The sequence below is a fragment of the Tautonia rosea genome, from assembly GCF_012958305.1.
In the GTDB taxonomy this organism is placed as follows: domain Bacteria; phylum Planctomycetota; class Planctomycetia; order Isosphaerales; family Isosphaeraceae; genus Tautonia; species Tautonia rosea.
In genome coordinates, this window is record NZ_JABBYO010000005.1 from 508,846 (window position 1) to 534,354 (window position 25,509).

Annotated in this window: 22 protein-coding genes; 12 read left to right on the forward strand and 10 right to left on the reverse strand. The window is 61.5% G+C overall.

Features of this window, described 5'->3' with window-relative positions:
- Nucleotides 1-15: 15 nt before the first annotated feature.
- The 4 genes from HG800_RS11675 to HG800_RS11690 form a co-directional block, all read right to left on the reverse strand.
- Complete coding sequence (locus tag HG800_RS11675) at nucleotides 16-279, reverse strand: hypothetical protein (protein ID WP_169976786.1); 264 nt, start codon at nucleotides 277-279, stop codon at nucleotides 16-18.
- A gap of 38 nt (nucleotides 280-317) precedes the next feature.
- Nucleotides 318-539 (reverse strand): hypothetical protein, encoded by a 222-nt coding sequence (locus HG800_RS11680; protein WP_169976787.1) that lies wholly within the window; start codon nucleotides 537-539, stop codon nucleotides 318-320.
- A gap of 50 nt (nucleotides 540-589) precedes the next feature.
- Nucleotides 590-1,672, reverse strand: a complete 1,083-nt coding sequence (locus HG800_RS11685; RefSeq protein ID WP_169976788.1) for a DUF1559 domain-containing protein — start codon at nucleotides 1,670-1,672, stop codon at nucleotides 590-592.
- A gap of 800 nt (nucleotides 1,673-2,472) precedes the next feature.
- Nucleotides 2,473-4,131, reverse strand: coding sequence for a M20/M25/M40 family metallo-hydrolase (locus tag HG800_RS11690; RefSeq protein WP_169976789.1), 1,659 nt, complete (start codon nucleotides 4,129-4,131; stop codon nucleotides 2,473-2,475).
- A gap of 245 nt (nucleotides 4,132-4,376) precedes the next feature.
- Here HG800_RS11690 and HG800_RS11695 point away from each other — a divergent pair, with 245 nt between their 5' ends.
- A complete protein-coding gene (locus HG800_RS11695) occupies nucleotides 4,377-5,171 on the forward strand; it encodes an HAD-IIA family hydrolase (protein ID WP_169976790.1) in 795 nt (264 codons plus the stop codon).
- A gap of 117 nt (nucleotides 5,172-5,288) precedes the next feature.
- On the opposite strand, the gene HG800_RS11700 is transcribed toward HG800_RS11695, so the two are convergent.
- Nucleotides 5,289-6,332 carry an aldo/keto reductase gene (locus tag HG800_RS11700; RefSeq protein WP_169976791.1) on the reverse strand — a complete coding sequence of 348 codons (1,044 nt, stop codon included), beginning with the start codon at nucleotides 6,330-6,332 and terminating at the stop codon, nucleotides 5,289-5,291.
- Nucleotides 6,333-6,595: 263 nt separating this feature from the next.
- Here HG800_RS11700 and HG800_RS11705 point away from each other — a divergent pair, with 263 nt between their 5' ends.
- From HG800_RS11705 to HG800_RS11720, 4 genes are all read left to right on the forward strand, one after another.
- Nucleotides 6,596-7,294, forward strand: a complete 699-nt coding sequence (locus tag HG800_RS11705; protein WP_169976792.1) for a hypothetical protein — start codon at nucleotides 6,596-6,598, stop codon at nucleotides 7,292-7,294.
- A gap of 142 nt (nucleotides 7,295-7,436) precedes the next feature.
- On the forward strand, nucleotides 7,437-9,365 hold the full coding sequence (locus HG800_RS11710) for an AI-2E family transporter (protein WP_169976793.1): 1,929 nt from the start codon (nucleotides 7,437-7,439) through the stop codon (nucleotides 9,363-9,365).
- A 182-nt stretch (nucleotides 9,366-9,547) separates the two neighbouring features.
- Complete coding sequence (larA, locus tag HG800_RS11715; RefSeq protein WP_169976794.1) at nucleotides 9,548-10,822, forward strand: nickel-dependent lactate racemase; 1,275 nt, start codon at nucleotides 9,548-9,550, stop codon at nucleotides 10,820-10,822.
- 194 nt (nucleotides 10,823-11,016) lie between these two features.
- Nucleotides 11,017-11,523, forward strand: coding sequence for a DUF1569 domain-containing protein (locus HG800_RS11720; RefSeq protein ID WP_169976795.1), 507 nt, complete (start codon nucleotides 11,017-11,019; stop codon nucleotides 11,521-11,523).
- On the opposite strand, the gene HG800_RS11725 is transcribed toward HG800_RS11720, so the two are convergent.
- A complete protein-coding gene (locus tag HG800_RS11725; protein ID WP_169976796.1) occupies nucleotides 11,524-11,883 on the reverse strand; it encodes a VOC family protein in 360 nt (119 codons plus the stop codon).
- Nucleotides 11,884-12,016: 133 nt separating this feature from the next.
- Here HG800_RS11725 and lysS point away from each other — a divergent pair, with 133 nt between their 5' ends.
- The 7 genes from lysS (at nucleotide 12,017) to HG800_RS11760 (ending at nucleotide 19,283) form a co-directional block, all read left to right on the forward strand.
- Complete coding sequence (gene lysS / locus HG800_RS11730; protein ID WP_169976797.1) at nucleotides 12,017-13,531, forward strand: lysine--tRNA ligase; 1,515 nt, start codon at nucleotides 12,017-12,019, stop codon at nucleotides 13,529-13,531.
- Between the two features lie 80 nt (nucleotides 13,532-13,611).
- Nucleotides 13,612-15,018 carry an ABC transporter permease gene (locus HG800_RS11735; protein ID WP_169976798.1) on the forward strand — a complete coding sequence of 469 codons (1,407 nt, stop codon included), beginning with the start codon at nucleotides 13,612-13,614 and terminating at the stop codon, nucleotides 15,016-15,018.
- An 85-nt stretch (nucleotides 15,019-15,103) separates the two neighbouring features.
- Nucleotides 15,104-15,814, forward strand: coding sequence for an ABC transporter ATP-binding protein (locus HG800_RS11740; RefSeq protein ID WP_169976799.1), 711 nt, complete (start codon nucleotides 15,104-15,106; stop codon nucleotides 15,812-15,814).
- A gap of 87 nt (nucleotides 15,815-15,901) precedes the next feature.
- Nucleotides 15,902-16,771, forward strand: coding sequence for a branched-chain-amino-acid transaminase (ilvE, locus tag HG800_RS11745; protein ID WP_169976800.1), 870 nt, complete (start codon nucleotides 15,902-15,904; stop codon nucleotides 16,769-16,771).
- Nucleotides 16,772-16,974: 203 nt separating this feature from the next.
- Nucleotides 16,975-17,505, forward strand: coding sequence for a universal stress protein (locus HG800_RS11750; protein WP_235963606.1), 531 nt, complete (start codon nucleotides 16,975-16,977; stop codon nucleotides 17,503-17,505).
- Nucleotides 17,506-17,562: 57 nt separating this feature from the next.
- Nucleotides 17,563-18,741, forward strand: coding sequence for a pyridoxal phosphate-dependent aminotransferase (locus HG800_RS11755; protein ID WP_169976801.1), 1,179 nt, complete (start codon nucleotides 17,563-17,565; stop codon nucleotides 18,739-18,741).
- Nucleotides 18,738-19,283 carry an NUDIX hydrolase gene (locus tag HG800_RS11760; protein ID WP_169976802.1) on the forward strand — a complete coding sequence of 182 codons (546 nt, stop codon included), beginning with the start codon at nucleotides 18,738-18,740 and terminating at the stop codon, nucleotides 19,281-19,283. The genes HG800_RS11755 and HG800_RS11760 overlap by 4 nt, the downstream gene beginning before the upstream one ends.
- Before the next feature lie 138 nt (nucleotides 19,284-19,421).
- Here HG800_RS11760 and HG800_RS11765 read toward each other — a convergent pair whose 3' ends face one another.
- The 4 genes from HG800_RS11765 to HG800_RS11780 form a co-directional block, all read right to left on the reverse strand.
- Nucleotides 19,422-20,399, reverse strand: a complete 978-nt coding sequence (locus HG800_RS11765; protein WP_169976803.1) for a DUF1559 family PulG-like putative transporter — start codon at nucleotides 20,397-20,399, stop codon at nucleotides 19,422-19,424.
- The gene (locus HG800_RS11770) at nucleotides 20,396-21,040 is read right to left on the reverse strand and encodes an RNA polymerase sigma factor (protein ID WP_169976804.1); all 645 of its coding nucleotides are present in this window, start codon (nucleotides 21,038-21,040) and stop codon (nucleotides 20,396-20,398) included. The genes HG800_RS11765 and HG800_RS11770 overlap by 4 nt, the downstream gene beginning before the upstream one ends.
- Before the next feature lie 195 nt (nucleotides 21,041-21,235).
- On the reverse strand, nucleotides 21,236-22,699 hold the full coding sequence (locus tag HG800_RS11775) for a DUF1501 domain-containing protein (RefSeq protein WP_235963607.1): 1,464 nt from the start codon (nucleotides 22,697-22,699) through the stop codon (nucleotides 21,236-21,238).
- A 195-nt stretch (nucleotides 22,700-22,894) separates the two neighbouring features.
- Nucleotides 22,895-25,306 (reverse strand): DUF1549 and DUF1553 domain-containing protein, encoded by a 2,412-nt coding sequence (locus HG800_RS11780; protein WP_169976805.1) that lies wholly within the window; start codon nucleotides 25,304-25,306, stop codon nucleotides 22,895-22,897.
- Nucleotides 25,307-25,509: the final 203 nt, after the last annotated feature.

Consider the following 25,509-nt stretch of genomic DNA (forward strand, 5'->3'; position numbering starts at 1 on the left):
AGTTCCTTTACTGTCTCAGTGTGACGTGTGATGGAAATCGTGGTCAGAACGGGGCGAGGGAGGAGAATCGGCCTCCGCAAGATCGAAGCGAGCCGCTTGGAAGAACATTGCCTCAGCCTCCTGGTTGGCGCGTCGCACGCGCTCATCCTCTTGCAAGGCCCGAGCGTAGCGTTCCGGGTCTTGGTCGGGGGTTGGAGACTGGTTGACACGATTCGAACCGCAACCGACCGAGATCAACAGCATGAGGAGAGAAATCGGGATCCACCGAAAGACGTTCATGGGAAACTCCGGGAAGCGTCGGGAGGGTCCGAAGTTGGTCAAGGCAACTCGTCCACCGAGAGGCCGAGCGCTGCGGCCTCGGCCTCACGATTCTCCTGTTCGATCCGAGCGTCCTCCGCAGTGGCCTGCTCGAAGGCCTCAGGGTTGTCCGCGGCCAGGGGCGATTGATTGACGCCCGCACCTTGCTTCCCGCAACCGAGGGGCAGAGTCAGTGCGAGCAGGAGAACGGCCCGCCGAATCGTTCGAAAATTCACAGTCATGATGAGAAAATCTTTCTTCTCAGCGCTTGCGAAAAGATTGCTAGCATTTGTTAATATTGATCGGACGAAACGATTTCTCCGCCAGCCACGGTTGAAAGCGCCATGTAGGATTGGGCGTTGATTGTTTCCTTAACGAACTTCACGCTGCCATCGGCGAACAGGAAGTTGGCCCCCCCTGGATGCACGCTCCGGAAGTTCGGGAGAGTTTGGCCGCTGGTCGGGGAGACCGGGAACCCGTTCGGGCCCGGGAAACGGGTGGTATCCGAAGGATAGCCGCAATCGTTCAAACCGTAGAAGACGCCGATACGGTCGGTTGTCTTCCCGATGATGCCCCCGACGATGAACTCTGATCCCCAGCTCCGTCGGCGTCCGAAGGCCATGAACATCACGTTGTCATAGAAGCGGCCCTGATCGAATTGTTCGAGCGGGACACAGACCCGGTTTTCGGCCGATCCCACGGCAACGAACGGGTTGGCGGCGTTGCCGCCGGCCGATTCTCCCATGAGGAAGGTCTGGCTCGTCCCGTCTCGGACCTCAGCCAATCGGGTGAAGGTGTCGATCCCGGCGATTCCCCTCAGGCTTCGGTTGACGTACGGCGGCGAGACATAGTTGTCAGCCCCTGCGCTAAAGATGTAGTCGGTCACCGCGACTCGGTCGAGGGCCCAGGAAACTCCGGCGAAGTTGAAGGTCGAGCCGACCTCGCTCATGTTCCGGTTCGACGGGCAGAGAAACGTGCTGACTTGCGTCGTGATTCCGGTCGTCTGGGCCGGTAACGACCAGCCGAAATACGTTCCTAACGTCGGCGAGGCGAACGCTTGCTCGAAATTAAACGCCGAGGAGAGCGCCGACTGCTCCATGTAGGGCAGAACCGAGTGATAGCCTGTAAAATTCCCGTAGAGTTGAGCAAACCCACCGTGCATAGCCGCCGGAAAGACCTGATGGGTGCTTTCATAGTTGTGCAATGCCAGACCAATCTGCTTGAGATTGTTCACACATTGCGCCCGACGAGCCGCCTCGCGAGCCGACTGGACGGCCGGCAGCAGCAGGGCAATGAGGACGCCGATGATCGCAATGACCACCAGCAGCTCAATCAGCGTAAATCCATACCGACGACGCTTCTGAACCGTGTTCATCGTGGTGATTCCGAGGGGGAATTGAGGGAACTCATTTGAGTCTCTTTGGAGTGTTGCGGAGCGCAATGCCCGCCCTCGGGACCGCTTGGTAACGTTGCCTGAACCTCCCTCGTCCCGGTCATTCCGGGGGGCACGCCGCCGGAGAGTGGTCCCGCATCGTCCCGGAACAACCGGGCCAGATGCCTCCCCGGCGGTCGTGCCTGCCGTCATGAAACCGGATCGCTCCGGAAGCATGACGGTGGCTCAGGGGTCGACACGCTCGGACCTCGACTCCGCGTGCCGATCGCGTCGATGCGTACGACCACACCTCATCAACGCTCCGGGAAACACGCCATCCGGCGGGACCAGCACCGATTCGACCACTTCCCGGCTGTGACATTGAGACTTCGTCTCAGCGAGACTCCTGAACAAAGGCCTCCTCGGAGGCCAGGTCTTATTCTGGACGAAGAACCGACCGAAATCTCACACCCCGACGATTCCCCGAAAACGTCCCGAACGGCAGAGCGACTGCATCGGAGTGACTCGAACTCCGCCGTGGCACTGAGACTCAGTCTCAACGAGACCGTACGTTACGATTCTTCGTCCTCTCCTGTCAATGACCGAGTCCCCACGATTCGAAAAAAACGGGGAGCAATCCCGTGTGAACAGTGGGCCAAAACCCCGCAAAGTGAAACAGAGGATGATGATGGGAGAAGTAAGTGTCAGAACGAACGTGCCTGACCGAGGAGGAAAACCCCGGCCAGGCACGTTGTGAGAAACCCGGAGTTTTATGGTTTGAGACGACTGAGAGTCACCATGGGTCAACCATCGACACTGGCTCCGGCCCCTACCGGCTCGGCTTCGGTGTCGGCATCTTCATTCTCCGTGGGAGGGCTGATTTTCCGAGGTCGTTCATCGGCCTCGGCAATCGCCCAACCGAGTCGATAGGCAGCCCGGGAAATGCGAATCGCCTTGCCCACGTCGGTCTTCTCGAAGTCATCGCCGGGTCGGTGGTAGTCGTCGTGGATTCCCGCGAAGAAGAAAATGACAGGAATGCCCAGGCGGGCAAAGTTGAAGCTGTCGGTCCGGGCGTAGAACTGGTCGGCGTCGAAATCAGATGCCATCGCTTCGAGTTCGAGCGCAGCAACGGCAGCGGGAATGATCGTCGAGTAGTCGGGATGCTCGGGAGACGGGGTGAGACTGACACGACTGGGGTCGTTGCGAGAAATCATGTCCATATTGATATTCGCAACCACTTCATACCCTTCCGGCAAAGTCATGTGTTCGCTCCACCAGCGCGAACCGAGCAATCCTTTTTCCTCTCCCGAGACCCAGAGGAATGCAACCGATCGGCGCGGCCTTGGCCCTTCCGCAATGGCCTGGGCAATCTCGATCAAGGCGCTGGTTCCCGATCCGTTATCGTCGGCTCCGTTGTGGATCTCTCCATTGATCACGCCAACGTGGTCGTAATGGGCGCTGAAGACGATGACTTCGTGCTTCAGCTCCTCGTCTCGACCGGGGAACATGCCAATGACATTCCGGTCCTCAACCAACTCGACCGTACTGGCAAAGACAAACCGGGCTCGGGCGCCTTCGAGCTCTCGAGGCGTGGTGGGATCGTCCGACAGATTCAGCGATTCCTCAATCGCATCACGCAGGTGGTCTTCGAGGAAGATCAAGGGGGTTCCGTTGGTTGAAGACGCCCCGAGGCTCATCGATCGTCGGCCGAACATGCGGAGGGCAAAGGGGTTCGACTCGGCATAGGGACGGGCCTCCTCAGCTTCGAAGGGATGCATGACGAGCAGGGCAAGGGCCCCGCGATCCCGGGCCGCTTGAAGCTTGGCGAAGGAACTGGCTCCAGACACCTGAGCGTTGCGGCGTCCCCCCTGGTCCTCTGCTTCCTGACCGGGGGGGAGACCATCCAGCACCAGGACGATCCGATCCTTGACCTCGACCGTGTCGAAGTCATTCGGCTCACCCCCGGTCCCAGTCCGACCATACCCGAGAAAAACAACCGGTGCTTCGATCGCTCCAGGCGCGAGGTTTCTAGGGACCAGGATAAAATCCTCCTTGACCTTTCCGGCGACTTCCCGGACGGCATCATTCGCTGTGATCGTGAGTGTCAGCTCGGTGCCTTCGACCTCTGGGGTCGAGAATTCGAGCGGGAAGTGAGCAAAATAGGTCGGTGAGTCGCCGTCGAGGTCGCCTGCCGGATCGGCGCCGAATGTTGAGAGACGGGTCGCGAGGTACTCCGAGGCAAGCTTGATTTCGTCACTCGCCGTGTCACGACCGTTCATCAGGTCGGAGGAAAGAAATTGAAGGTGCCCGGCCAGTTCCGGTTCGGTGATGGTCGCAGTCGCCGGAGCCGACTCGACCAGTGCAGCCGGCTCGGAGATGGCAGGAGCATCGGCTCGGACATGACCGAGAGGAAAGCAGGCCCCGAACGCGAGGGCCAACCGGGGGAACTTTGGAACGTGCATCGGCGGTCTTTCGCTCAGGTAGAGGTGACGGCGTCGAGAATCCAAAGACTCTAGGATATCGAGCGTTCGAGCCGTTCCGACAGTCCCCCGTTCCGATCAATCCGATTCGGCCGGGCCCATGAGGAAGCGTGGCCGATCCGATGCGGAGTGGCTAGGATGGGACCAGCCACCTTCGGCCGACTCAAGCGGTTCCGTCACCCGCATTCGGCGAGACACCGGCCGAGATGTCTGGAGAGTCCCGGCTTATGCCTGTCAGCTTCGTCATTGATATGGATGGAGTGATCTATCACGGCCACCGCTTGATCCCCGGTGCCCGAGAGTTCGTCGATCGTCTCCGAGGAGGCGGACATCCGTTTCTCTTTCTCACGAACAATAGCCAGTGGACTCCTCGCGATCTGAAGCACCGCTTAGAGCAGCTGGGGATCGGGGTCGAGGACTCTGCCTTCCACACGTCGGCCCTGGCCACCGCCGAGTTCCTTAGGACGCAACGGCCAGGTGGGTCAGCGTTCGTCATTGGCGGGGCAGGACTGACCAACGCTCTGTATGAGGCCGGCTATCACCTGACGGAGCGCGATCCGGATTACGTCGTCGTGGGGGACACACGTCGCTATGACTACGAAACGATCGAACATGCCATCCGCTTGATTCTCGGTGGTGCCCGGTTCATCGCAACGAACCCGGACCTGACCGGGCCCTCGGAGGCCGGCCTGCAACCGGCCTGCGGGGCACTGGTGGCTCCGATTGAGTTAGCGACCGGACGTAAGCCGTACTTCGTGGGCAAACCGAACCCCCTGATGATGCGCACGGCGTTACGAAAACTTGGGGCGCATTCGTCCGAGTCGTTCATGATCGGGGACCGGATGGACACCGACATCATCGGCGGGACCGAGACGGGGATGCAGACGATTCTCGTCCTTTCGGGCGTCACAGACCGCAATGAGATCGAATCGTTCCCGTACCGCCCGACCTTCGTCTTCGACGACGTGGGCCAGATCCCAATTGATCAGCTTGTCGCTCAACAACGCGATGCGACAGACTGATGCCTCGGTGTGCGATGGGGTGACACACCGAGGCACACTCACATCTCAATTCCGTGATTCACACCCGTATTCCCCAGCCTTCCTGCATTCAGGTTCGAACCAGCAAGGTGAGGGGCCTCAGCCCGCATCGAGGGCGAAGCCGTGTTGCTCGCGGTGATAGGGGCCGTCGTACTGCTTCGACGATTTGTAGAGTTCGAAGCGGCCATCTCCGGCGACCTGAAGATACTCCTCCTCCAGGGCGAGCCGCTCGGCTGGGTCGAGGGGGACGAAGTTGCGGATCATCTCCAGATCTTGCTGGAGAATCTCTGGAGAGTCGATGCCGCAGACCAGCGTGGTGATCGGTAATGACCAGACATAGCGGCGACATTGATCTACGGTCAGCCCAGTATTCGAGGGAATGATCCCCCCCTTGATCTTCGGCCCCCCGCCTAGACTCTTCATGCCGATCGCGGCAATGCCTCGCTCTCGGAGGACCGGCAAGACCTGATGCTGGAAGCTCCGATAGCGGCCGTCGAGCACCGTCAAGGGCATCTGGACGGCATCCCACTCGAAGCCGGCGTCGAGCATTTTAAGATGGATCGACGGATCTTTATGCCCGGTAAAGCCGATGTAACGCACCTTTCCTTGTTCCCGAGCCTTGCGGGCGGTTTCGATCGCACCACCGGGGGCGAAGATCCAGTCAGGATCGTTGTCGTAATTGATCTCGTGGAATTGCCAGAGGTCGATTCGGTCGGTTTTCAGACGTCGGAGACTCTGTTCGAGATGTTCCTGAGCGGTCTTCGCGTCTCGGGCGCAGACCTTCGTCATGAGGAAGGTCTTGTCGCGCCGTCCTCCTTCGGCGATGGCCTTGCCCATGCGTTCCTCGGAGCCGCCGTCGTGGTAGTCCCAGGCGTTGTCGAGGAAGGTGATCCCTTCATCAATGGCCTGCTGGATGAGTCGGATGTCATCCTTCTCGTCCTCGGCCCGACCGACATGGTGACCCCCGAGGCAGATGGCGGTGACCTTCTCCTCAGCGTATCGGCCGAAGGGGCGCATAGGGATGCCGCCGTCGTTTGTCGGTGTGTTCTGATCGCGTGCCGCCCCGACCATCCCGGCGGTGGTCAAACCCACAACTCCCGCCTGGAGAAATGCTCGGCGATTGGGGTCTGGCTTCGAATGCATGGTGATGCCTCAATCTCGCTGATGGAGAAATGGGTTCAAGCGTTCCGGCTCGGTCAACTCCTTGAGGACGCTGCCTTCATGCTGTCGTACGGAAACTCATCCCGCAAGCACCATGCCGAGGTCGGCGGCACACGTCTTGCATCGATAAAGACTACCGCGTGAGTTTCGTGCTGTTGATGCGACTCCGAGGAGGCTTCCTCAGGCGATCGGTGAAGATCGACGGCCGGATGCTCCTCCAGACACTCTCAACTGAGGATTGAATCATGGCAGAAGAAATGAGACGGCCCGATCCGACCGATCTTCTCGCGGTCCGAAGTCGGGTCAGTTGGCAGGCCATTTTTGCAGGAGCGATGGTCGCCATTACGTTCTACGTGGTGTTGATGTTGCTCGGGCTCGCATTGCTGGGTGAAGCGGTGGCCCGCGATGCCCAGGGAACACAAATTGGTCTGGGATCGGCCATCTTCACGGCCGTTACGCTTCTGATCTCGTTCTTCTTCGGCGGATGGGCCACCAGCCGTCTGGCCGTGGGGGAAAGCAAGCTTGAGGCCGTGCTTTATGGCCTCATCCTTTGGGGATTGCTGTTTATTGGCATGCTAGCGCTGCTGGCCTCGGGGGTCCGCGCGGGCTTCAGCGGAATGGTTGGAGGCGCGACCGGGGCCTATGCGGAGAGTTCGGTGGCTGAACCCGGCAACAACGTCGACCGGATGGCCGGTTGGATGGAGCGAGCAGGATTCTCGGCCGAGCAGGTCAGTCAGTTCCGCGAGTTCGCGGAGGATCCTGCCAATGAGATCAACCGCGAGCAGGTTACCCGCGTTTCTCGGGAAGCGGCCTGGTGGTCCTTGCTCGGGGTCTTCGTCTCGCTTGCCTCAGTGATCATTGGATCGCTCGTCGGCTCGGGAGAACTTCCGGTTCCCATTCCGGTGATTGGAGTAAAACGGACCACGATGATCACCCGTCGTTGAGTCTTCGAACGTTGCTTCACGTACAACGCTTATCGTGCCACGCCTCGAATGCCTCGGGGTGTGGCATCGAAACGCTCACCTTGGTCACTTCTTGACGAGCTGAAATCTCCCCCCACCCCCCGACGTGTTGAGGACTCCTCAATTGGCCGATCGCACTGTTCGCCTCCAGATGAATCACCCGGTCATTGTGACCGTTTTGATCCTGGCGGTCATCGCCTTTATGTATCTTGCGGCCGAGGTGCTACGCCCGCTGGCCTTGGCGGTCTTGTTCAGCATGGTACTGGCCCCCTTGGCCTCGTGGCTCGAACGCCGGGGAATTCCCCGGGCGGTGGCCACCGGCGCGAGCGTTCTGGTCGTGCTTGGTGCGCTTGGCGGGCTTGGCTCGATGGTCTTCATGCAGTTCGGAGACCTTGCGGAGGAAGTCGTTGCCCAGAGCGATGAGATCAAGGTCAAGGTTCGAAGCCTGTTTCAGGGCCAATCTCCCTCAGCCGTTGGCCAGGTCGGTCAGGTCGTCGAGGAAGTCACCCGAGAGGTCATGGAGGAGACCCCTGAAACTGACGGAGACGAACCCCCGAACGAGATCATCCTGTCACAATCGCCCGCTTCTCCGGGATTGACACTTCCTGAAACCAGCCGATCCACCCTTCAGGGCGATCCCATCATTCCCGTTGAAGTCGTCGATCGCCCCTCCATTCAGGACCGCTTCCGGACTGCCGTGGGACCGCTCCTGGGACCAGCGGCGATCTTCTTCCTGGTTTTGATTCTCACGCTCTTTATCCTATTGACTCGAGATAACCTAAATGCTCGATTGATTCAGGTCATCGGCACCAGTCATGTCAGCCTGACCACCCGAACCCTGGAAGAAGCTGGCCAACGGATCAGCCGATACCTGACGATCTTTTCGCTCTACAACGCTGCCTGTGGCGCCATTCTCGGGCTGGGCCTGTACCTGATCGGGATTCCGTATGCGGTCCTCTGGGGGTTTCTCGCGGCCGTCCTACGATTCATCCCCTATGTCGGCCCGTGGACGGCCTTCGCCTTACCGCTCGCCTATTCGGTTACACTCGGAGAAGTGGGTGACGGCTGGAAAGAACCGCTTCTGGTCATCGCACTGTTTGGCACCCTCGAAATCATTTCCAACTCGATTCTTGAACCCATCATCTACGGGCGGACGGCGGGGATCACCGCAGTCGGATTGCTCGTCATGGCCATGTTCTGGACCTGGCTTTGGGGTCCGATTGGGCTCTTGCTTTCAACCCCGCTGACGGTCTGCCTGGCGGTTCTTGGGAAGTATGTCCCCGCCCTCAATGTGTTCGCGACGATGCTCGGCGAAGATGTGGTCCTGGAGCGGCACGCTCATTATTACCAACGTCTTCTCGCGCATGACTCCGACACCGCCTTCGAGGTCGTCGAGACGGCTCTTGAGGATGGATTCACCCTGGAGCGGATCTTCGACGAGATTTTGATTCCTGCCCTCTCCCGGGCCGAGTCAGATCTGGCTCGAAGCGTCATCGAAGAATCGGACGAACACGTCATCTGGACCACGACCCGGACCATCCTTGACGATCTCGAAGCGCGGGAGGAAGACAACGTCCAGGCGGACCTGATCCGCCCCAAGCATCGCAAAACCGGGAAGGTCCTGGGCATCGCCAGCGGGAATGAGGCCGATACGATGGTCCTGCGGATGGTTCAGATCTCATTGAGGCCGCTCGGCATCCCGGTTGAGATCGTCGATGCGTCTGCCTCTCCGCTGGAAGCCTCCGAGCACCTCTCCGGCTCGAAGAATCAGATCGTCCTGCTCTCGTACCTTCCGCCGGTCGGACTGACCTCGGCCCGCTATCTTGTCCGCCGGATCAAGGCACTCGACCCGAAACTGCCTCTCTGGGCCGGTCGCTGGGGAGCAGAATCGAGTGGCGAGAAAGCGCGCAACCGTCTGACCAAGATGGGTGCTGATCGTATTGTCTTCCGTGTTGCCGAGGTCAAAGAACACCTGCCCGAAGCGCTTGAGTTGCTTCAAAACGGGCACCCGAAAGAGCCGAAGCCCAACGCAGAGGCGACCGCTTTGCCTTGAGGACGGATCCCTCGGTCCGGCTTTACGGTTCCATCGGATCGTACTGCCGGCCGATCACCCCCGCGCGACGATCGCTCGGAATCGGTTATGATGGACCCTTGCCTTGCTCCGGACGTGATCGCCACTCGACGGCCCTGGAGTCAACACGGCGAGCCCCACCCGACCGATCGGAGGCGAATTCGATGCGCGTGACCCTCGACTACGGACGCACCGGCCTTGAGGTCGAGCTGCCCGACGACCGGGTCATCGGCCCCTTGGAAATTCAGGACGTTCCCCCGCTCGACGATCCTCATGCAGCCGTCGTCGCGAGTCTGGAAGCCCCGATCGGCGCTCCGCCACTTCGCGAGGTCGCCCGGGGGAAGAAAACCGCCTGCATTCTCGTTTGCGACATCACCCGGCCCGTTCCCAATGAGTTAATCCTCCGACCAACCCTCGACATCTTGCACGAGGCCGGAATCGCTCGCGAGGACGTTCTGATCCTCGTCGCCACCGGCCTGCACCGGCCCAGTACCGAAGCCGAGCGGATCGAGATGCTCGGCGCCGCGATTGCCCGGGATTATCGGGTGGAAGACCACCACGGAACCGTCCTCGACGAACACACCTTCCTCGGCACGACCCCCAAGGGAGTTCCTGTCTGGATCGACACTCGATACGTCAACGCCGACCTGAAAATCGCCACGGGCCTGATCGAGCCGCACCTGATGGCCGGTTACTCTGGCGGTCGCAAGCTCATCTGCCCCGGCATCGCCGCCTTCGAGACGGTCAAGATCTGGCACGGCCCCGACTTTCTCGAACATCCGAAGGCCGATTGCGGCTTCCTGGAGGGGAACCCCGTCCACGAGGAGAACACCCGCATCGCCCGCATGGCCGGTTGCGACTTCATCGTCAACGTCACCCTCGACAAGCAGCGACGGGTCACGTCGGTTGTCGCCGGAGACATGGAGCAAGCCTTCCTTGAAGGGGTTCGCTTCATCGAGCACGTCGTCACGGCCAAGGTGCGCGAGCCGGTAGACGTGGTCGTAACCAGCTCGGCCGGTTATCCGCTCGACACCACCTTCTACCAGGCGGTGAAGGGCATGACCGGCGCCCTGCCGATCGTCAAGCAAGGCGGCACGATCATCATCGCCGCCAGCCTGACCGAAGGGATTGGCAGCCCCGAGTTCCAGAGTCTCTTCCGAGAGAATTCCTCGCTCGAGGTGTTCATGGAGAAGGTCCTCGGCAAGGAATTTTTCGTGCTCGATCAGTGGCAGCTTGAAGAACTCGCCAAGGTCCGGCGCAAGGCTCGCGTGAAGATCGTCTCCGACGGCATCCCCGCCGCCACGCTGTCGGAGTTGTTCGTCGAGCCCGCCGAATCGGTCGAGTCGGCTGTCGCCTCCTCCCTCTCTGAATACGGGCCCGATGCCCGCGTCGCCGTCATCCCGAAAGGCCCCTACGTGCTGACAACGCTCGGAGAATGACCCCCCTTGGTCCGGTGCGTCGCCAACGCCCGACGCACCGGACGATCGATCGACCTTCCCTCGATGACTGCCTTCTGATGGCGAGTTGAGTCGATGGGGAAGGCGGCACTCCCTTGGCTGTTCGAGGCAACTCGACACTGATACGATCACCGATACTGCTTCAGGAAACCCGACGGCCTTGAGGAGCCGCCTCCATGCAGCGCAGATCACTCGACCTCCGCGACGCCGACGCCGTGATCGCCGAGATTCGCCATCTCCAGCAGTGCGGCTACACCATGCTAGGCAAGTGGAACCTTGCCCAGATGTGCGAGCACTTGCGGAAAACACTCCGCCTCGGGCTCGACGGATCTGACCGTCGCTTGCCCTGGATTGTCCGGAGCGTGATTACCGGCCCAATCTTTCGGCGGATCGTGAAAACGCGACGGATGAGTTCCGGCCTGCCTGCTCCCAAGGAACTCGCCCCCAGTAGCCCCGACGGCAGCGACGACCCTGCCGCGATTGAAGCGTGCATTGCGACCCTGCAGGAAGCTCGGGACGCCATCGGCCCCCTTCCCAAGCACCCGATCGCTGATCTCTCGGTCGAGGAATGGAAACAGGTCAACTGGATCCACTGCTCGCACCACCTCAGCTTCTTGATTCCGAAAGCTCAGCCGGTTGCAGAAGCCTCGTCCGGCGTCGAGACCGTCTCCGGCCCCCCTTGATCAGCCTGTCTCAGTGCGTCCCGACCAGGCGAACAAGGTGATCGGCGTTCCTTCGGGATCGGTCAGGCGAACCTCTCGATAAGACTCTTCGGTGTTGTCGCTGGCTTCGCTCACCGAGATCGCGAGTGCCTGCAAGCGAACCCGTTCGGCATCCGGGTCCTCCACCTGAAAGACGAGGCGACACCCGCTCCCTCCCCTTTCCGATCGCTTCAACGCCAACCGACCACCGCCAGGGGCTTCGAGCAAGACGAATCCTTTGGGAAAATCCCTAAGGACGATCCGCAGGCCGAGCACCTCGGCGTACCAGCGGGCCATCGACTCGGGATCAACCACGTGCAATTCGGTCATGAACAGCGTCATCGGATTCGCGTCTCGGCAGTCGTCTTCGAATCCTACCCCGATCGGTTGACGTTGACCGTCCGGGTAGGATGGCTAAAATCTGCCTCATCTTACGCAATCCACTGCCCGATCCGCCGCACCCGAAGGTCCGAGGATGTCCGAGGAGAAGTTCGACGACCTGGAAGCTGTCCGCCTGGAGAAGCTCCGTCGCATCGAGGCGATGGGGATCGACCCCTGGGGCCAACGGTTTGACGGCCACCAGGCCATCGACCAGGTTCGCAACCTGGAGCCTGAGGCTGCCCAGCCCGGCGATGAGGTTCCCGGCCCTCGCGTCCGAATCACCGGCCGGATCATGCTCCGCCGCGTCCAGGGGAATGTTCACTTCCTCGAACTCCGCGATTGGACCGGCCGCATCCAGATCTTTCTCGGAAAGAAACAGGTCGGGCCCGATGCCTGGCAACTCGCCAAGGAGCTTGATCTCTCCGACCTGATCGGCGTGGACGGTACGCTCGGCTTCACAAAGACGGGAGAGCTGACGGTCTTCGCCGAGTCGATCACGTTCCTCGGAAAGAGCCTCCTTCCCCCTCCCGAGAAGTGGCATGGCCTGACCGATGTCGAAGCGCGCAGCCGGATGCGCTATCTCGACCTGTTCAGCAATCCCGACAGCTTGCAGACCTTCCTCGGCCGCTCGAAGATCGTCTCAACCATTCGCCGCGTCCTCCAGGAGCGCGGCTTTGTTGAGGTCGAAGGGCCGACCATGCAATCGATCGCCGGAGGAGCCGCCGCCCGGCCCTTCGTCTCGCATCACAATGCGCTCGACATCGACTTGTTCCTACGGATCGCCCTCGAACTGCCCCTCAAGCGTCTGCTCGTCGGCGGGATGGAACGAGTCTTCGAATTGGGTCGGGTCTATCGGAACGAGGGGATCAGCCGAAAGCACAACCCTGAGTTCACCATGATGGAGGCCTATCAGGCCTACGGCGACTACCACAGCATGATGGACCTGACCGAGGCCCTTATCTGCGGCGCGATCGAGGCGATCGACGGCAACTTTCAACGCACGATTCACGTCGGTTCCGAGGGAGAGATCGCTCCCACGACGGTCGATTTCACTCCCCCCTGGCCCCGCAGAGCATACAACGACCTTGTCCTGGAACACGCCGGGGTCGATCCCACGGATGTCGCCGCCGTGAAGGCGAAGGCCGAATCCCTCGGCCTTGAGACCGCTGGGAAAGCTCCCGTCGTCATCCTCGGTGAGCTGTTCGAGGAGGCCGTCGAAGACAATCTGACCGGCCCGGTCTTCGTTATTGATTACCCTGCCCCCCTCTGCCCCCTGACCAAACGCAAGGCCGGGCACCCCGAGATTGCCGAACGCTTCGAACTGTTCGTCCTCGGCATGGAACTGGCCAACGCCTACACCGAACTGAATGACCCGAATTTGCAAGAAGAACTCTTCCGATCGCAGCTTGCCGGTCTGGCTGAGGATGAGTCGATGGCCAAGATGGACGACGACTTCATCAAGGCCCTCAAGCACGCCATGCCCCCCGCCGGCGGCCTGGGCATCGGCATCGACCGCCTCTGCATGCTCCTGCTCGACAAGCAGAGCATCCGGGACGTGATCCTCTTTCCATTGCTCCGGCCCCAAGGCTCGGGAAGCAGCGGGGGCTGAGTGTCCGGTTCGATGCGATCGGGAGGATGACCGATCGTGGATGCCTTGATTGACAGGCTGGCGTAAGGAGACGCCCGACCATGTACAAGTACCTGCTCTGCTGGCGCTATCTGCGCACCCGATACATCGCGCTGGCGAGCATCATCAGCGTCATGCTCGGCGTGGCGACGATGATCGTGGTCAACTCGGTCATGGCCGGCTTCTCGACGATGATGCAGGAGCGCCTGCACGGCACGCTCTCAGATATCATTATCGAGTCCTTCAGCCTCAACGGCTTCGACAATCCCGACGAGGTGATGACCGCCCTTCAAGAAGCCGTCGGCGACCGAGTCGATGCGATGGCACCGTCGTTGCAACTGTTCGGCTACGCGATGATTCCCGTGGGAGGCGGCGAACATCTCACCCGAGAGGTGCAGATCATCGGCGTTCGTCCTGAGGACCGCGCGAAGGTCGGCGACTTCGCTCAGTACCTCGTTCATCAGCCGCGATCAGGCCAGACTGAGCCCCCAAAGGCCGAGCCGACCTTCCACGTCCCTGACAAATACCGCCTGAACACCTACGCCGGGCAGGTTTACCAGCAAACCGACCCGAACGACCCCTTCGCCGACATCCTTCGTCAGGACATGGAATCGCTTGTTCCGGCGGACGGCATGATCCTCGGTTATGCCATCGGCACTGTCCACCGTCCCGAGACGGGCGAGGACATGTTCATTGCTCCTCAGGGGTCGAAGGTCATCCTGCACTTCCCCTCGGCCGGTCGCACCCCCGAGGCCAAGACGGGCGAATTCACCGTTGTCAGCTACTTCAAAAGCGGCATGAGTGAATACGACTCAATGCAGGTCTACGTCCCGATTGACCGCATCCAGTTCCTCCGCGGCCAGGATGGCTTCGTCAACCAGATCCAGGTGAAAGCGAAACCGGGGACCGACCTCGACACCCTCGCTCGGGACATCCGCCTGGCGATGGAAGCCAAATGGCCGACCCGATTCCTCGTCTCTACGTGGGAGCAGAAGCAAGGCCCCCTGCTCGCGGCCGTCCAGGTCGAGCAGAACATTCTCAACATCTTGCTCTTCTTCATTATCGCCGTGGCCGGGTTTGGCATCCTCGGCATCTTCTCGATGATCGTGGTGGAGAAGACGCGTGACATCGGCATCCTCAAGGCGCTCGGCGCGTCCGACTCAGGGGTCCGGGGCATCTTCCTCGGCTACGGCCTGACGCTCGGGATGGTCGGCAGCCTCGTCGGTATGACCGGCGGTCTGCTGTTCGTCAAGTACATCAACGAGATTGAGAAAGGCCTGAGCAAAATCACCGGCCGGAAGGTCTTTGACGACTCGATCTACTATTTCCCCGAGATCCCGACCCTGGTTGAACCGTTGACGGTCGCCTGGATTGTTGTTGGTGCCCTGGTCATCGCCGTGGCCGCCAGTGTCTGGCCCGCGCAACGGGCTTCTCGGATGCACCCGGTCAAGGCCCTACGCTACGAGTGATCGATTCCTGACAAACTCTCCTGGAAACGCTTCGTGTGCCCACGATGCGGCGAGCGCATCTCATCCCCTTCCTCCGGAGGCCCCGATGGTCCCCCATCTCTCGACGCTCGGCCTGTCCAAGTCGTACCAAAAGGGACGCGAATCGGTCCCGGTGCTCGACGAGGTCGATCTGGAGATCGACCAGGGAGAGCTGCTTGCGATCGTGGGTGCAAGCGGGTCGGGCAAGAGTACCCTGCTGCACCTGATCGGCCTGATCGACGGCGCGGATGGGGGACAGATCGAACTCAACGGCGAGCGGATCGACAACCTGCCCAGCCGCCGCCGCGATGCGTTGCGTAACCGCACGTTCGGCTTCATCTTTCAGTTCTACCACCTCTTGCCCGAACTGACGGCGCTGGAGAACGTTCTCATTCCCTTGACGATCCGCTTCGGTCCGCTTGAGTACCTGGCGAAGCGCCGGAGTTTCCGGATCGAGGCCGAGGCCATGCTCGATCGCGTCGGTCTGAGCCATCGGATCACCCACAAGCCGAACGAGCTCTCCGGCGGGGAAATGCAGCGGGTTGCCATCGCCCGGGCACTGGTGGGTGGACCGTCCGTCTTGCTGGCCGATGAGCCGACCGGCAACCTCGACGCCAACACCGGTCGGGAAGTCCTCGACCTGCTCCGCGACTTGAACCGCGAACGGGCGCTCACTATGATACTCGTCACCCACGACCTGGGAATTGCCTCGAAGGCTGACCGGGTCGTGCGACTGGCCGAGGGTCGCCTGGAAGAGTGGTCCCCGGTCCTCGCCTGAATTCCCTCCCCGGTTCGATTGATGTCCACCTCGGGGCCTCTTGGTCCGACCAAGGCCCCCCCTGCCCGCCCGTCGAGGAGCAACGCCATGAGCCTGAAGGTTTCCATCAACGGCAAGCTCTTCGACAAGGCCGACGCCAAGATCAGCGTCTACGACCACGGCTTGCTCTACGGTGACGGCGTGTTCGAGGGGCTCCGTTCGTACAACGGCCGGGTTTTCCGCCTCGAAGATCACATTGACCGGCTCTACGCCTCGGCTCGTGCCATCCATCTTGAAATTCCGATGGCTCGCGCCGAGCTGGCCGAAGCCGTCGTCGAGACCTTGAAGGTCAACGACCTGATCGACGCCTATATCCGCGTCGTCGTGACCCGAGGGGCCGGAAGCCTCGGGCTTGACCCCCGCAGAACGTCGGACCCGCAGGTCATCATCATCACCGATACGATCTCCCTGTACCCTGACGAGCTCTATGAGCATGGCCTGAAAATCATCACCTCCGGCACGATTCGTAACCATCCGGCGGCCCTGAACCCGCGGATCAAGTCGCTGAACTACCTGAACAACATCCTCGCCAAGATCGAGGGCACCAACGCCGGATGCCTCGAAGCGCTGATGCTCAACCATCAGGGACATGTGGCCGAATGCACCGGCGACAACGTCTTTATTGTTCACAAAGGGGTCATCCACACGCCCTCGGTCGACTCCGGCATCCTGGAGGGAATCACCCGCCAGGCCGTCATTGACCTGGCTCGTGAGATCGGCCTGACCGTCATCGAACGGACGATGGACCGCCACGACATCTACACCGCCGACGAGTGCTTCCTGACCGGTACCGCCGCCGAGGTCATTCCCGTCATCGATTGCGACGCACGCCCGATCGGCGACGGACACCCCGGCCCAATCACGAAGGACCTCCACCGACGCTTCCATGCCCTCGTCCGGGGCGAGAAGCATTCCTGATCTTCCGCTCGGACCGCCTCCGTTGTCCGGATCGTCGTCTTCAAACCAAGACGATCCAAAGGAGGACCGGTCCTGGTACGAGCATGATCGCTCCCAGCTCGCCCCAGGCTCTACCTTTTGCTCGACCCACCCGGTGAGCTTGGCCCCGATCCGAAGCGAACCGGCGGGGCTCTTGATTCCGAGCAGACTTGGTCGCATCTTAGATGCCAGGTCTCGGCATCGCGCCTTTCGGAATCGAAGGTGGAGGCCGAGACGCTCCGGCCCTCGGTGATCCCATGCTCCAGATCGCCCGCATTCTCGCACCAACGGACTTCAGCTCACACTCCGAGGGCTCTGTTCGCTTCGCCTGCGAACTCGCTGAACGCCTTGGGGCCGAGCTGCATCTGGTCCACATCCTCTCCGACGTTGTTGTACCCGCTGGGCCCGACCCGATGCTCATCTCCAGCATGCCCCCGGAATACTATCGGGAGATTGAGGACCAGTCGCGCCAGACGCTCGAATCGCTCTGCGACGCCGACTGGCCTCGCCCCGCTCAAATCGTAACCGAGGTGCGCTGGGGAGATCCCGTCGATGAGATCAATGCCTACGCCACCGAGAAGGCCATCGACATGATCGTGGTGGCAACTCACGGCCGAACGGGTCTAGCTCACGTCCTGCTTGGCTCGGTCGCCGAGCGCATCGTCCGCGAGGCCCCCTGCCCCGTCCTGACGATTCGGGACAAGAAAACCTCCTGATTCGAGTCGTCGATCATCCCAGGTCGATCGCTCCGCACCCGATCCGAGGGCCCGCCCTTGCGACTCGCCCCCGCTGCTTCCATTGCACCTTCCCGGATTCGGGCCATCGCCGCCCTGGCCGACGAGCATCCGGGCACGCTCCGCCTCTTCTACGGCGAAGACACCCTGCCCACCCCCGACTTCATCAAGCAGGCTGCCCACGCCGCAATTGACTCCGACCGCACATACTACACGCCGAATCCCGGTTATCCTGAGCTTCGAGACGCGATCGCCCACCAGTACCAGCAACTCCACGGCGTGCCGATCCGCCGCGAGGAGGTGGTCGTCACCGCCAGCGGGATGATGGCGATTCACCTGGCCGTCGAGGCTACGGTCGGCCCCGGCGACTCAGCGCTCGTCGTCACTCCTCTCTGGCCGAACTTCGTCGGGGCCATCCAGGTCGCGGGAGCCGAAGCGATCGAAGTCCCCCTCGCCCTTGAACCCGACGGCTTCCGACTTGACCTCGACCGCCTTGAGTCTGCGCTTCGCTCCAACACGCGGTTGCTTGCCCTGGCCAGCCCCGGCAACCCGACCGGCTGGACCGCGTCACTCGACGACTGGCGAACCCTCGTCGCCTTCTGCGAGCGTAACGACCTCTGGCTCCTCGCCGACGGGGTCTACGAACGGATCGTCTTCGGGAACAACGCGACCATCGCTCCCAGCCCGATCGAACTGCCCGAGGCCCGCGCTCGCACCATCATCGCGCAAAGCTGCTCGAAAGCGTACCGAATGACCGGATGGCGGGTCGGCTATGCCATCGCCCCTCCCGAGGTGGCACCGACCCTCGCCTTTCTCCAGGAATATGCCGTCAGCCATGCCTTCGGGGTCGCTCAGGAGGCCGCTCGGGTCGCGATTCGAGACGGCGATGCCTTCCTCGCCGAGGCCCAGGCCCGATACGCCCGGCATCGCGACCTCGCCGTCGATCGCCTCCGGCAGATCGACGGGATTCAAGTTCCCGTACCCGATGGGGCATTCTACGTCTTCCCAAAACTCAACGGGCTGAATGAGTCGGTCGCCTTCTGCGAATCGCTCGTGCGAGAGCGTCGGGTCGGCGTCGCTCCCGGATCGGCCTTCGGCGAAGGGGGGGAGGGTCATGTTCGCATCTGCTTTGCCGTCGATGAATTGACCTTGCTCGACGGGCTCGATCGGTTCGAGGCCGGCTGGCGTGCCTTCCGAGACCGAGGACTGTCGACATGAACGACCACCCAATCGGCCAGGATGACCGAATTCTCTACCGAGGGCACAAAATCGATCTGGCCCTTCGCCCCGTTTCGCTCGCCGACGGCTCCACCGCCGAGCGAGAGGTCGTTCTTCATCGAGGAGCTGTCGCACTGCTTCCCTTGCTCGATGGCGACCGTGTCTGCTTGATCCGCAATCGGCGCTTTGCAATCGGCAAGACCTTGCTCGAAGTTCCCGCCGGGACGATTGACCCTGGCGAACCCCCCGACGCCTGCGCTGTCCGCGAACTCCGAGAGGAAACTGGTTACATCGCCGGGCGGATCACCCTGCTCACCGAATGGTGGGTCTCTCCGGGCCTGTTTACCGAACGCATGTATCTCTTTCGCTGCGACGACCTGCGGGAAGGCCACCACTCCCTTGAGTTGGACGAACAGATCGAACCGGTCGTCGTTCCCTGGGATCAGGCCGTTAACATGGCCCTCGACGGCAGGATCGAGGACGCAAAATCGATGCTCGCCATTCTCTACTGGGATCGACTTCGATCCTCTGCAACGCAATGAGCAGACATCCCTTGCCCATCACGTTCCTGTGATCACCAACACCAATGCCGAGGACGCATCACTCGACGTGGAGTGAGGCCTCGGCACTTGAAGGATGCAACGGTCGTTCGGATTGATTGAGTTCCCGTCCTCGCTTTGTCAGTCGCGGAACCGCATCATGCAGGGTGTCAGCACTGCGTCCATCAGGTGAATCCCCGGACGAGTCCGTTCGTGATGATTCAGGTACAGATCGAGATCAGACGAACTGATCCAGCGGGTTCGCCGCCACTCGACACGACCATCGGTGAACAGGACATTCTGGCCGGCACCGCCATGATTGGGGCTGTTCCCCACCAGTACGATGCCACCTTGCCCCGCCGCGTTGTTGGTCCGGTCGAGCCGAAACGGGGGTTGATCGGCGACGAGCGGAACCCGATTCTCGATATTGAACGGCAGCGGCATCGTCTGTCCGGTGGTGGGATGTCGGACTCCAAGGTGATAGGCATAATCCACTCGGATGTCATCCCGGCAGGTTCCGGGCACATGCTGTTCGCGGCCGAGCAAGTCGTCGAACCGGGGAAGTTGCTTCGTCGGGATTGACGCTCCGTCGCACGGACAATCTAGGGTGGTATGGTCGTGCAGCAAGCCGGCTTCGTTGAGCTGTACGAACGCCGCCCCGACATACGAGGCCGGGCAGGACGGATCAACGTACGGAAAAGTGTGGTGCGTGGCAGCGTACTGACTCATGGCCAGTCCAATCTGACGCAGGTTATCCGTACACATCAGCTTTCCGACGCTTTGTTGCTGATGGCGAACTGCGGGAACCAGTGACATCATGCCGATGAGCATGACCGCGGCAGCCACTCCCACATCCACCCAGCGAACCCGAGGACGGGTCGGAGCAAACTCAAGAATGCGGGGTTCTTCGGCGTGACGAAGGATCCGGGCCGTGGTACGGGCCGCAAGAGCGGAGGGAGGCTCAGGGTCGTCCGCGTCGAGCAGCAAGGAGAGGGCGTGTCGGAGTCGAGCACGCCGATCGGCAAGGGAAGGGTCAGAGGCGGCGGCCAGGTCGAGCTGCTCTCGACGGTCGTCATCGAGCTGGCCAAAAGCCTCATCAAAGAGGGCGGCGTCGTTCATGGGACCGAACCGTTCTCAGTGGGACCGGCCGCTCGGGCCATTTCTGCGAGTTTGGCCACGGCGGCGTGCAGGCGGGATTTGACCGTGCCCACCGGAATCTTGAGGATTTCGGCGATTTCTCGGTACTTCAGATCCTGGTAGTACGCCAGGATCAACGTCTGGCGAAGACCTTCGGGGAGCTTGGCGATGCTCTGGCGAACCCATTCCCGGCGCTCCTCGCTCTGCATCTCGACCAGCGGGCCGGGCTCGTCACCCGTCAAGAGATCGATCAGTGCTCCCGGATCCCGGTCTGCCCCATCGATTCGCTGGTCAAGGCTCACCGTCGGATGACGGCCTGCCTTGCGCAACGCGTCGACGGCCTGATGGGTCGCGATCGCATAGAGCCAGGGACGCAACGGGCGCCCGTCCTCGTAAAGTCCTCGCTTCAGATGCAACTGAAGAAACGTGTTTTGGAAGACGTCGTCGGCCAACGCCCGATCGCCTGTGTACCGGGCAAGATACCGGTACAACTCTCGCTCGTAACGCCGAACCAACTCGTTGAAGTCCTCGGTCTGAGCCTGCTCACGATACCGACTCATGAGCATCTCATCCGATTGCTCGGAGAGAGCGTCGGCAATTGCAGGTCCAGTGGCCTTCACCATGATTACGATCGATCCTGCGAGGGAGTTCGCTCCCGCCGCCCGAAAGTGTGTGGAACAAGGAAAACGGCCGCGATCGGCCCGGCCGATGCGACCGTTGTAGTGCTCTTATTGTTCCGGGAGACCCGCGGCACCGTCAAGTCAGACCCACCCGTGGATCGGTCCGACGAATGACGCCCTCCCACCTTGGGTCGACGATCACGCAAAAAGGCCTGAGAGCACCCGGCCACCCACATCCGTCAGCCGTTCATCGCGACCGCTGTGCAGGTAGGTCAGGCGCGTATGGTCGAGACCCATCAGGTGGAGGATTGTCGCGTGCAGGTCGTTAATGTGAGCGTGATCCTCGATGGCATTCATACCGATCTCATCCGTGGCTCCGAAGGTTGTCCCCCCCTGGATCCCGCCACCAGCCATCCACATCGTGAAGCCCTTCGCGTTGTGGTCGCGTCCTCGGCTCCCCCCTTCACTGACCGGAGTCCGACCGAATTCGCCTCCCCAAATCACGAGGGTCTCGTCGAGCATCCCTCGACGCTTCAGGTCGGTCAGCAACGCCGACACTGGCTGATCGGTCAGACCGCACATTTTTTCATGGTTGTCGTTCACGTCGCTGTGAGCATCCCACTGCATCGCCACGGGACCGCCACCGGAGTAGACCTGAACAAATCGGACCCCTCGCTCAACCAGACGACGGGCCAGCAGGCATCGGGTGCCGAAATCGTTCGTCCTCGGGTGGTCCAACCCGTAGAGCCGCCGCGTTTCCTCGGTTTCGGTCGAGAGATCGACCGCCTCAGGTGCCTCCGCTTGCATGCGGAACGCGAGTTCGTAGGACGAGATCCGGGCCGAGAGTTCGGTATCGACGGGATCAAGGTCGGCCTCGTTCATCGCTCGAAGGAGATCGAGCGTGCGGCGCTGCTGGCCTCTCGAAAATTCGCCGGTGGCGGGTTGCAGGTCGAGAATCGGCTTCGGTCCCGGCCGGAACAACGTCCCTTGATACGCAGCCGGAAGGAATCCGGCCCCCCAGCACGGGGCTCCGCCCTCCGGCGTCCCCTCCGGCTGGGCCATAACGACATACGCCGGGAGATTTTCGTTCTCGGTCCCGAGGCCGTAGCCGACCCAACTTCCGAGGCTCGGGAACCCCATGAAGACCCGCCCGCAGTTCATTTGATAATGCGCCGGGGCGTGGATCACGCTGTCGACCTGACATGATCGGACCAACGCGATGGTATCGGCGTGTTCCCTCATGTGCGGAACAAGGTCGGACATGTCCATTCCCGACTCGCCATACTTCCCCCAGGTCCGGGTACTTCCCAGGCAAATCGGGTCCGCTTCGAGAAACTGACTTTCCAGCTTCCCAAAACTCGGCGGCAAGGGCTGACCGTGCAGGCGGTTCAGCTCCGGCTTCGGGTCGAACATGTCGATGTGGCTTGGCCCCCCGACCATGAACAGGAAGATGCACCGCTTCGCCTTCGGGGCGAAGTGTGGCGCCTTCTCCGCCAGGGGGTTGAGGTTTGCACGACCCTCGTCCGACGCCTTCGCGTCCCTCTGCAAGAGATCCGCCAGCGCGAGCATCCCGAAGCCCGCCCCGGTCGATTTCAAGAACGCCCGACGATCGATCGGGTGCATCGGTTGCGGACCAGGGCATCGGCGGGTCGGTCGCGGCATCGAATACCACTCCTGGGGCATTGGAAAACGGTTCAATGATTGGTTCGTCGAGTTCGAAAAACCGTGAGCGAAGTTCTGTCTCGAAACCTGGGAGAACGTCTGCACCTGTGGGTGTCGCCAACCCGTCAAACGATCGATCGATCGGCTCAGTTCACTCGAACATTCCCGTGCCTCAAATTGAGGTCCCAGAACAGGTCAAGGCACGTACACGAACTCATTCCGGTTCAGCATCGCCAGGGCGAAATCAACCCAGGCCGCTGCCTCGGCTCGATCGACGTCCGAGGGCTCCGGAGTTGGAGCCGCCAACGGAGCATCTCCTTCCCGCCGATCCCTGAGCATCTCGGCTTGCGAGTCGATGAAGTCGAGGGCCTGCCTCAGCTCGTCCTCGCCTGGGGATCGGGACAGGACCAGGCGATAGGTCCGATCGACCCGGGCGGGGGCATCATCCGGCTCGTCGCGAAAGACCCGACCGGCGAGTGCCTTGGCGCGGTCGATTGCAAAACTGCTGTTGAGCAGGATCAAGGGCTGAAGCGGGTGGGTACTCACATCCCGGACCGCGCAAGAGGTCTGCGTGTCTGGGGAGTCGAAGGCATCAAATAACGGGAGCCGGACGTTCCGCTTCCGGTACAGGTAAAGCGATCGTCGAACGTGCTGCGAGGGATCAGGATGTTCCGGCCAGAGGTCGACTTCCTCCGCCTCGGTGAAGATCAGCTCCTCGACCTCGGGGGGAATCGGTGCTCGAATCCCGGGACCTCCCATCTGAGGGTTCAACTCTCCGGTGACGGCGAGCAAATGATCTCGCAGCGATTCGGCCTCCAACCTGCGGCGATCGACGCGAGCAAAGAGAAGATTGTCAGGATCGTCCTCGGCTTGGCTCTTGAGAACCTCCCTGACGCGGGCCATCTCCTCCGGGTCGTGAACGACCGACCGTCTCGGGTCGGACGCTTGCCGGTAGGTGGCCGAGGTGACGATCAGGCGGTGAATCGGCTTCAGCCGCCAGCCGTTGGCAATCAGTTCCGAGGCGAGCCAGTCGAGCAATTCGGGATGAGACGGGTATTCACCCCTGACTCCGAAATCGCTCGGCGAGGCGACGATCCCTCGGCCCAGGTGATGCTGCCAGAGTCGGTTCACGATCACCCGGGCGGTCAGAGGGTTCTCCGGCCGGGTCATCCACTGGGCCAGCGCCGTTCGCCGTCCGGTCCGTCCGTCGATCGGCTCGACCCCATCGGCAAAGGCGTCCGGTTCCATGTTCGCCAGCACGACTCCGAGCGGACGAGGCTCAACCTTTGGTCCAAGGTTGTACGGATCTCCCCGGCGATAGACGAACGTCTCCGGAGCCGCAACGGCCTCTTCGTCCTTCGGTTCGGCCAGGGCCATGACCCTGGCAGGAGGAGGTGGCAGCGTCTGCTCCAACTCGAAGATGGCCCGTTTCAAACGCTCTCGTTCGGCGTGATCTTCCGGATTCTCCGCCACGGCCTCGGCGAGTTCTTCCCAGGGAATATTGAGCGCACGTTGAGCTCCGGCCGCCATTTTTTTCTGAATGGGTGTGCGATCCTCCTCCGGAATCTCCAGCACGGCCCGTTCGTCATCCGTGAGGTTGGCCTTCTTGACGGCCAGGAGTGCGGCCCGATACGGGGCTTCCAGGGTTGCCTTGGCCTCCTTCAAGGGTTGGGTCTTTGCGGCCACCGCGTCTTCGGCCGCCTTGTAGGCCGCGCGTTCGGCCTCTGTTGCGACGGGAATCTCGACCATCTCGGCGGCCTCGAAGAAGGCCTGGAGCCGGTAGTAGTCGGTCGTCGGGATGGCGTCGAATTTGTGATCATGGCACTTGGCGCACCCGATTGTCAGTCCCATGAAGACCGACCCCACGGTCCCCGTCACTCCCGACAGTTCCGATTGTCTGCGGACCTTTGGGTCAATATTCCCTCCCACCACTTCCCGAGGGCCGCATCGGCCAAACCCGGTGGCGATCAGGGCAAACTCGTCGTCCGGAGCCAGTTCATCGCCGGCCAGTTGCAAGGAGAGGAATCGGTCGTAAGGCAGATCATCGTTCAGCGCCGACACAACCCAGTCCCGGTATCGCCAGGCATCGGGGCGATCGGCATCCAGCTCGAAGCCATTCGAGTCGGCATAGTGGGCCAGGTCGAGCCAGTGCTGCGCCCATCGCTCTCCAAAGCTAGGCCGTTCGAGCAAGGATTCTACCAAACGCTCGTAGGCATCGGGCCGATCGTCCTCAAGGAAGGACTCCACCTCGTCGGGAGTCGGCGGCAACCCCGTCAGGTCGAAGGTCAAACGACGAATCAAGCTGATGCGGTCGGCTTCCGGTGAGGGCTCAAATTCCAGAGCCTCGATCTCTGCCAGGATGAAGCGGTCAATCGGATTGCGAATCCACGAGCGATTCCCGACGTCCGGCGGATCGGGACGCTCGACCGGTACATAAGCCCAGTGCGTTCGCTGTTCTCGCGAAAACGACTCGGCAGGAGCCACTTCGGTTGTAGTGTCCGAATGAACCGCCGTGACTCCAGGGGCAATGCAGACGCCGAGCAATCCGACCAGGATCAGACTCAGTCCGTTTCGATTCCCTCGCCTGGGGTGGCGATCGAGGCGCATGGGCCATCTCCGAGGGCGTAACGAGCGGGGAGAATGCGGGCTGATGGGGAGGGACATCGCCCGGCTGGATGAATCCTTCACGCGGAACAAGCGAGACTCGATTCTCCCTTATTGTGACGGCCAATCCCCCGCTCGCCAAGCGCCGAGTTCAGACAACCCCTGGTGCCTTCGAAAAAAATCGGATGGTTCTGAGCCGATCGGCC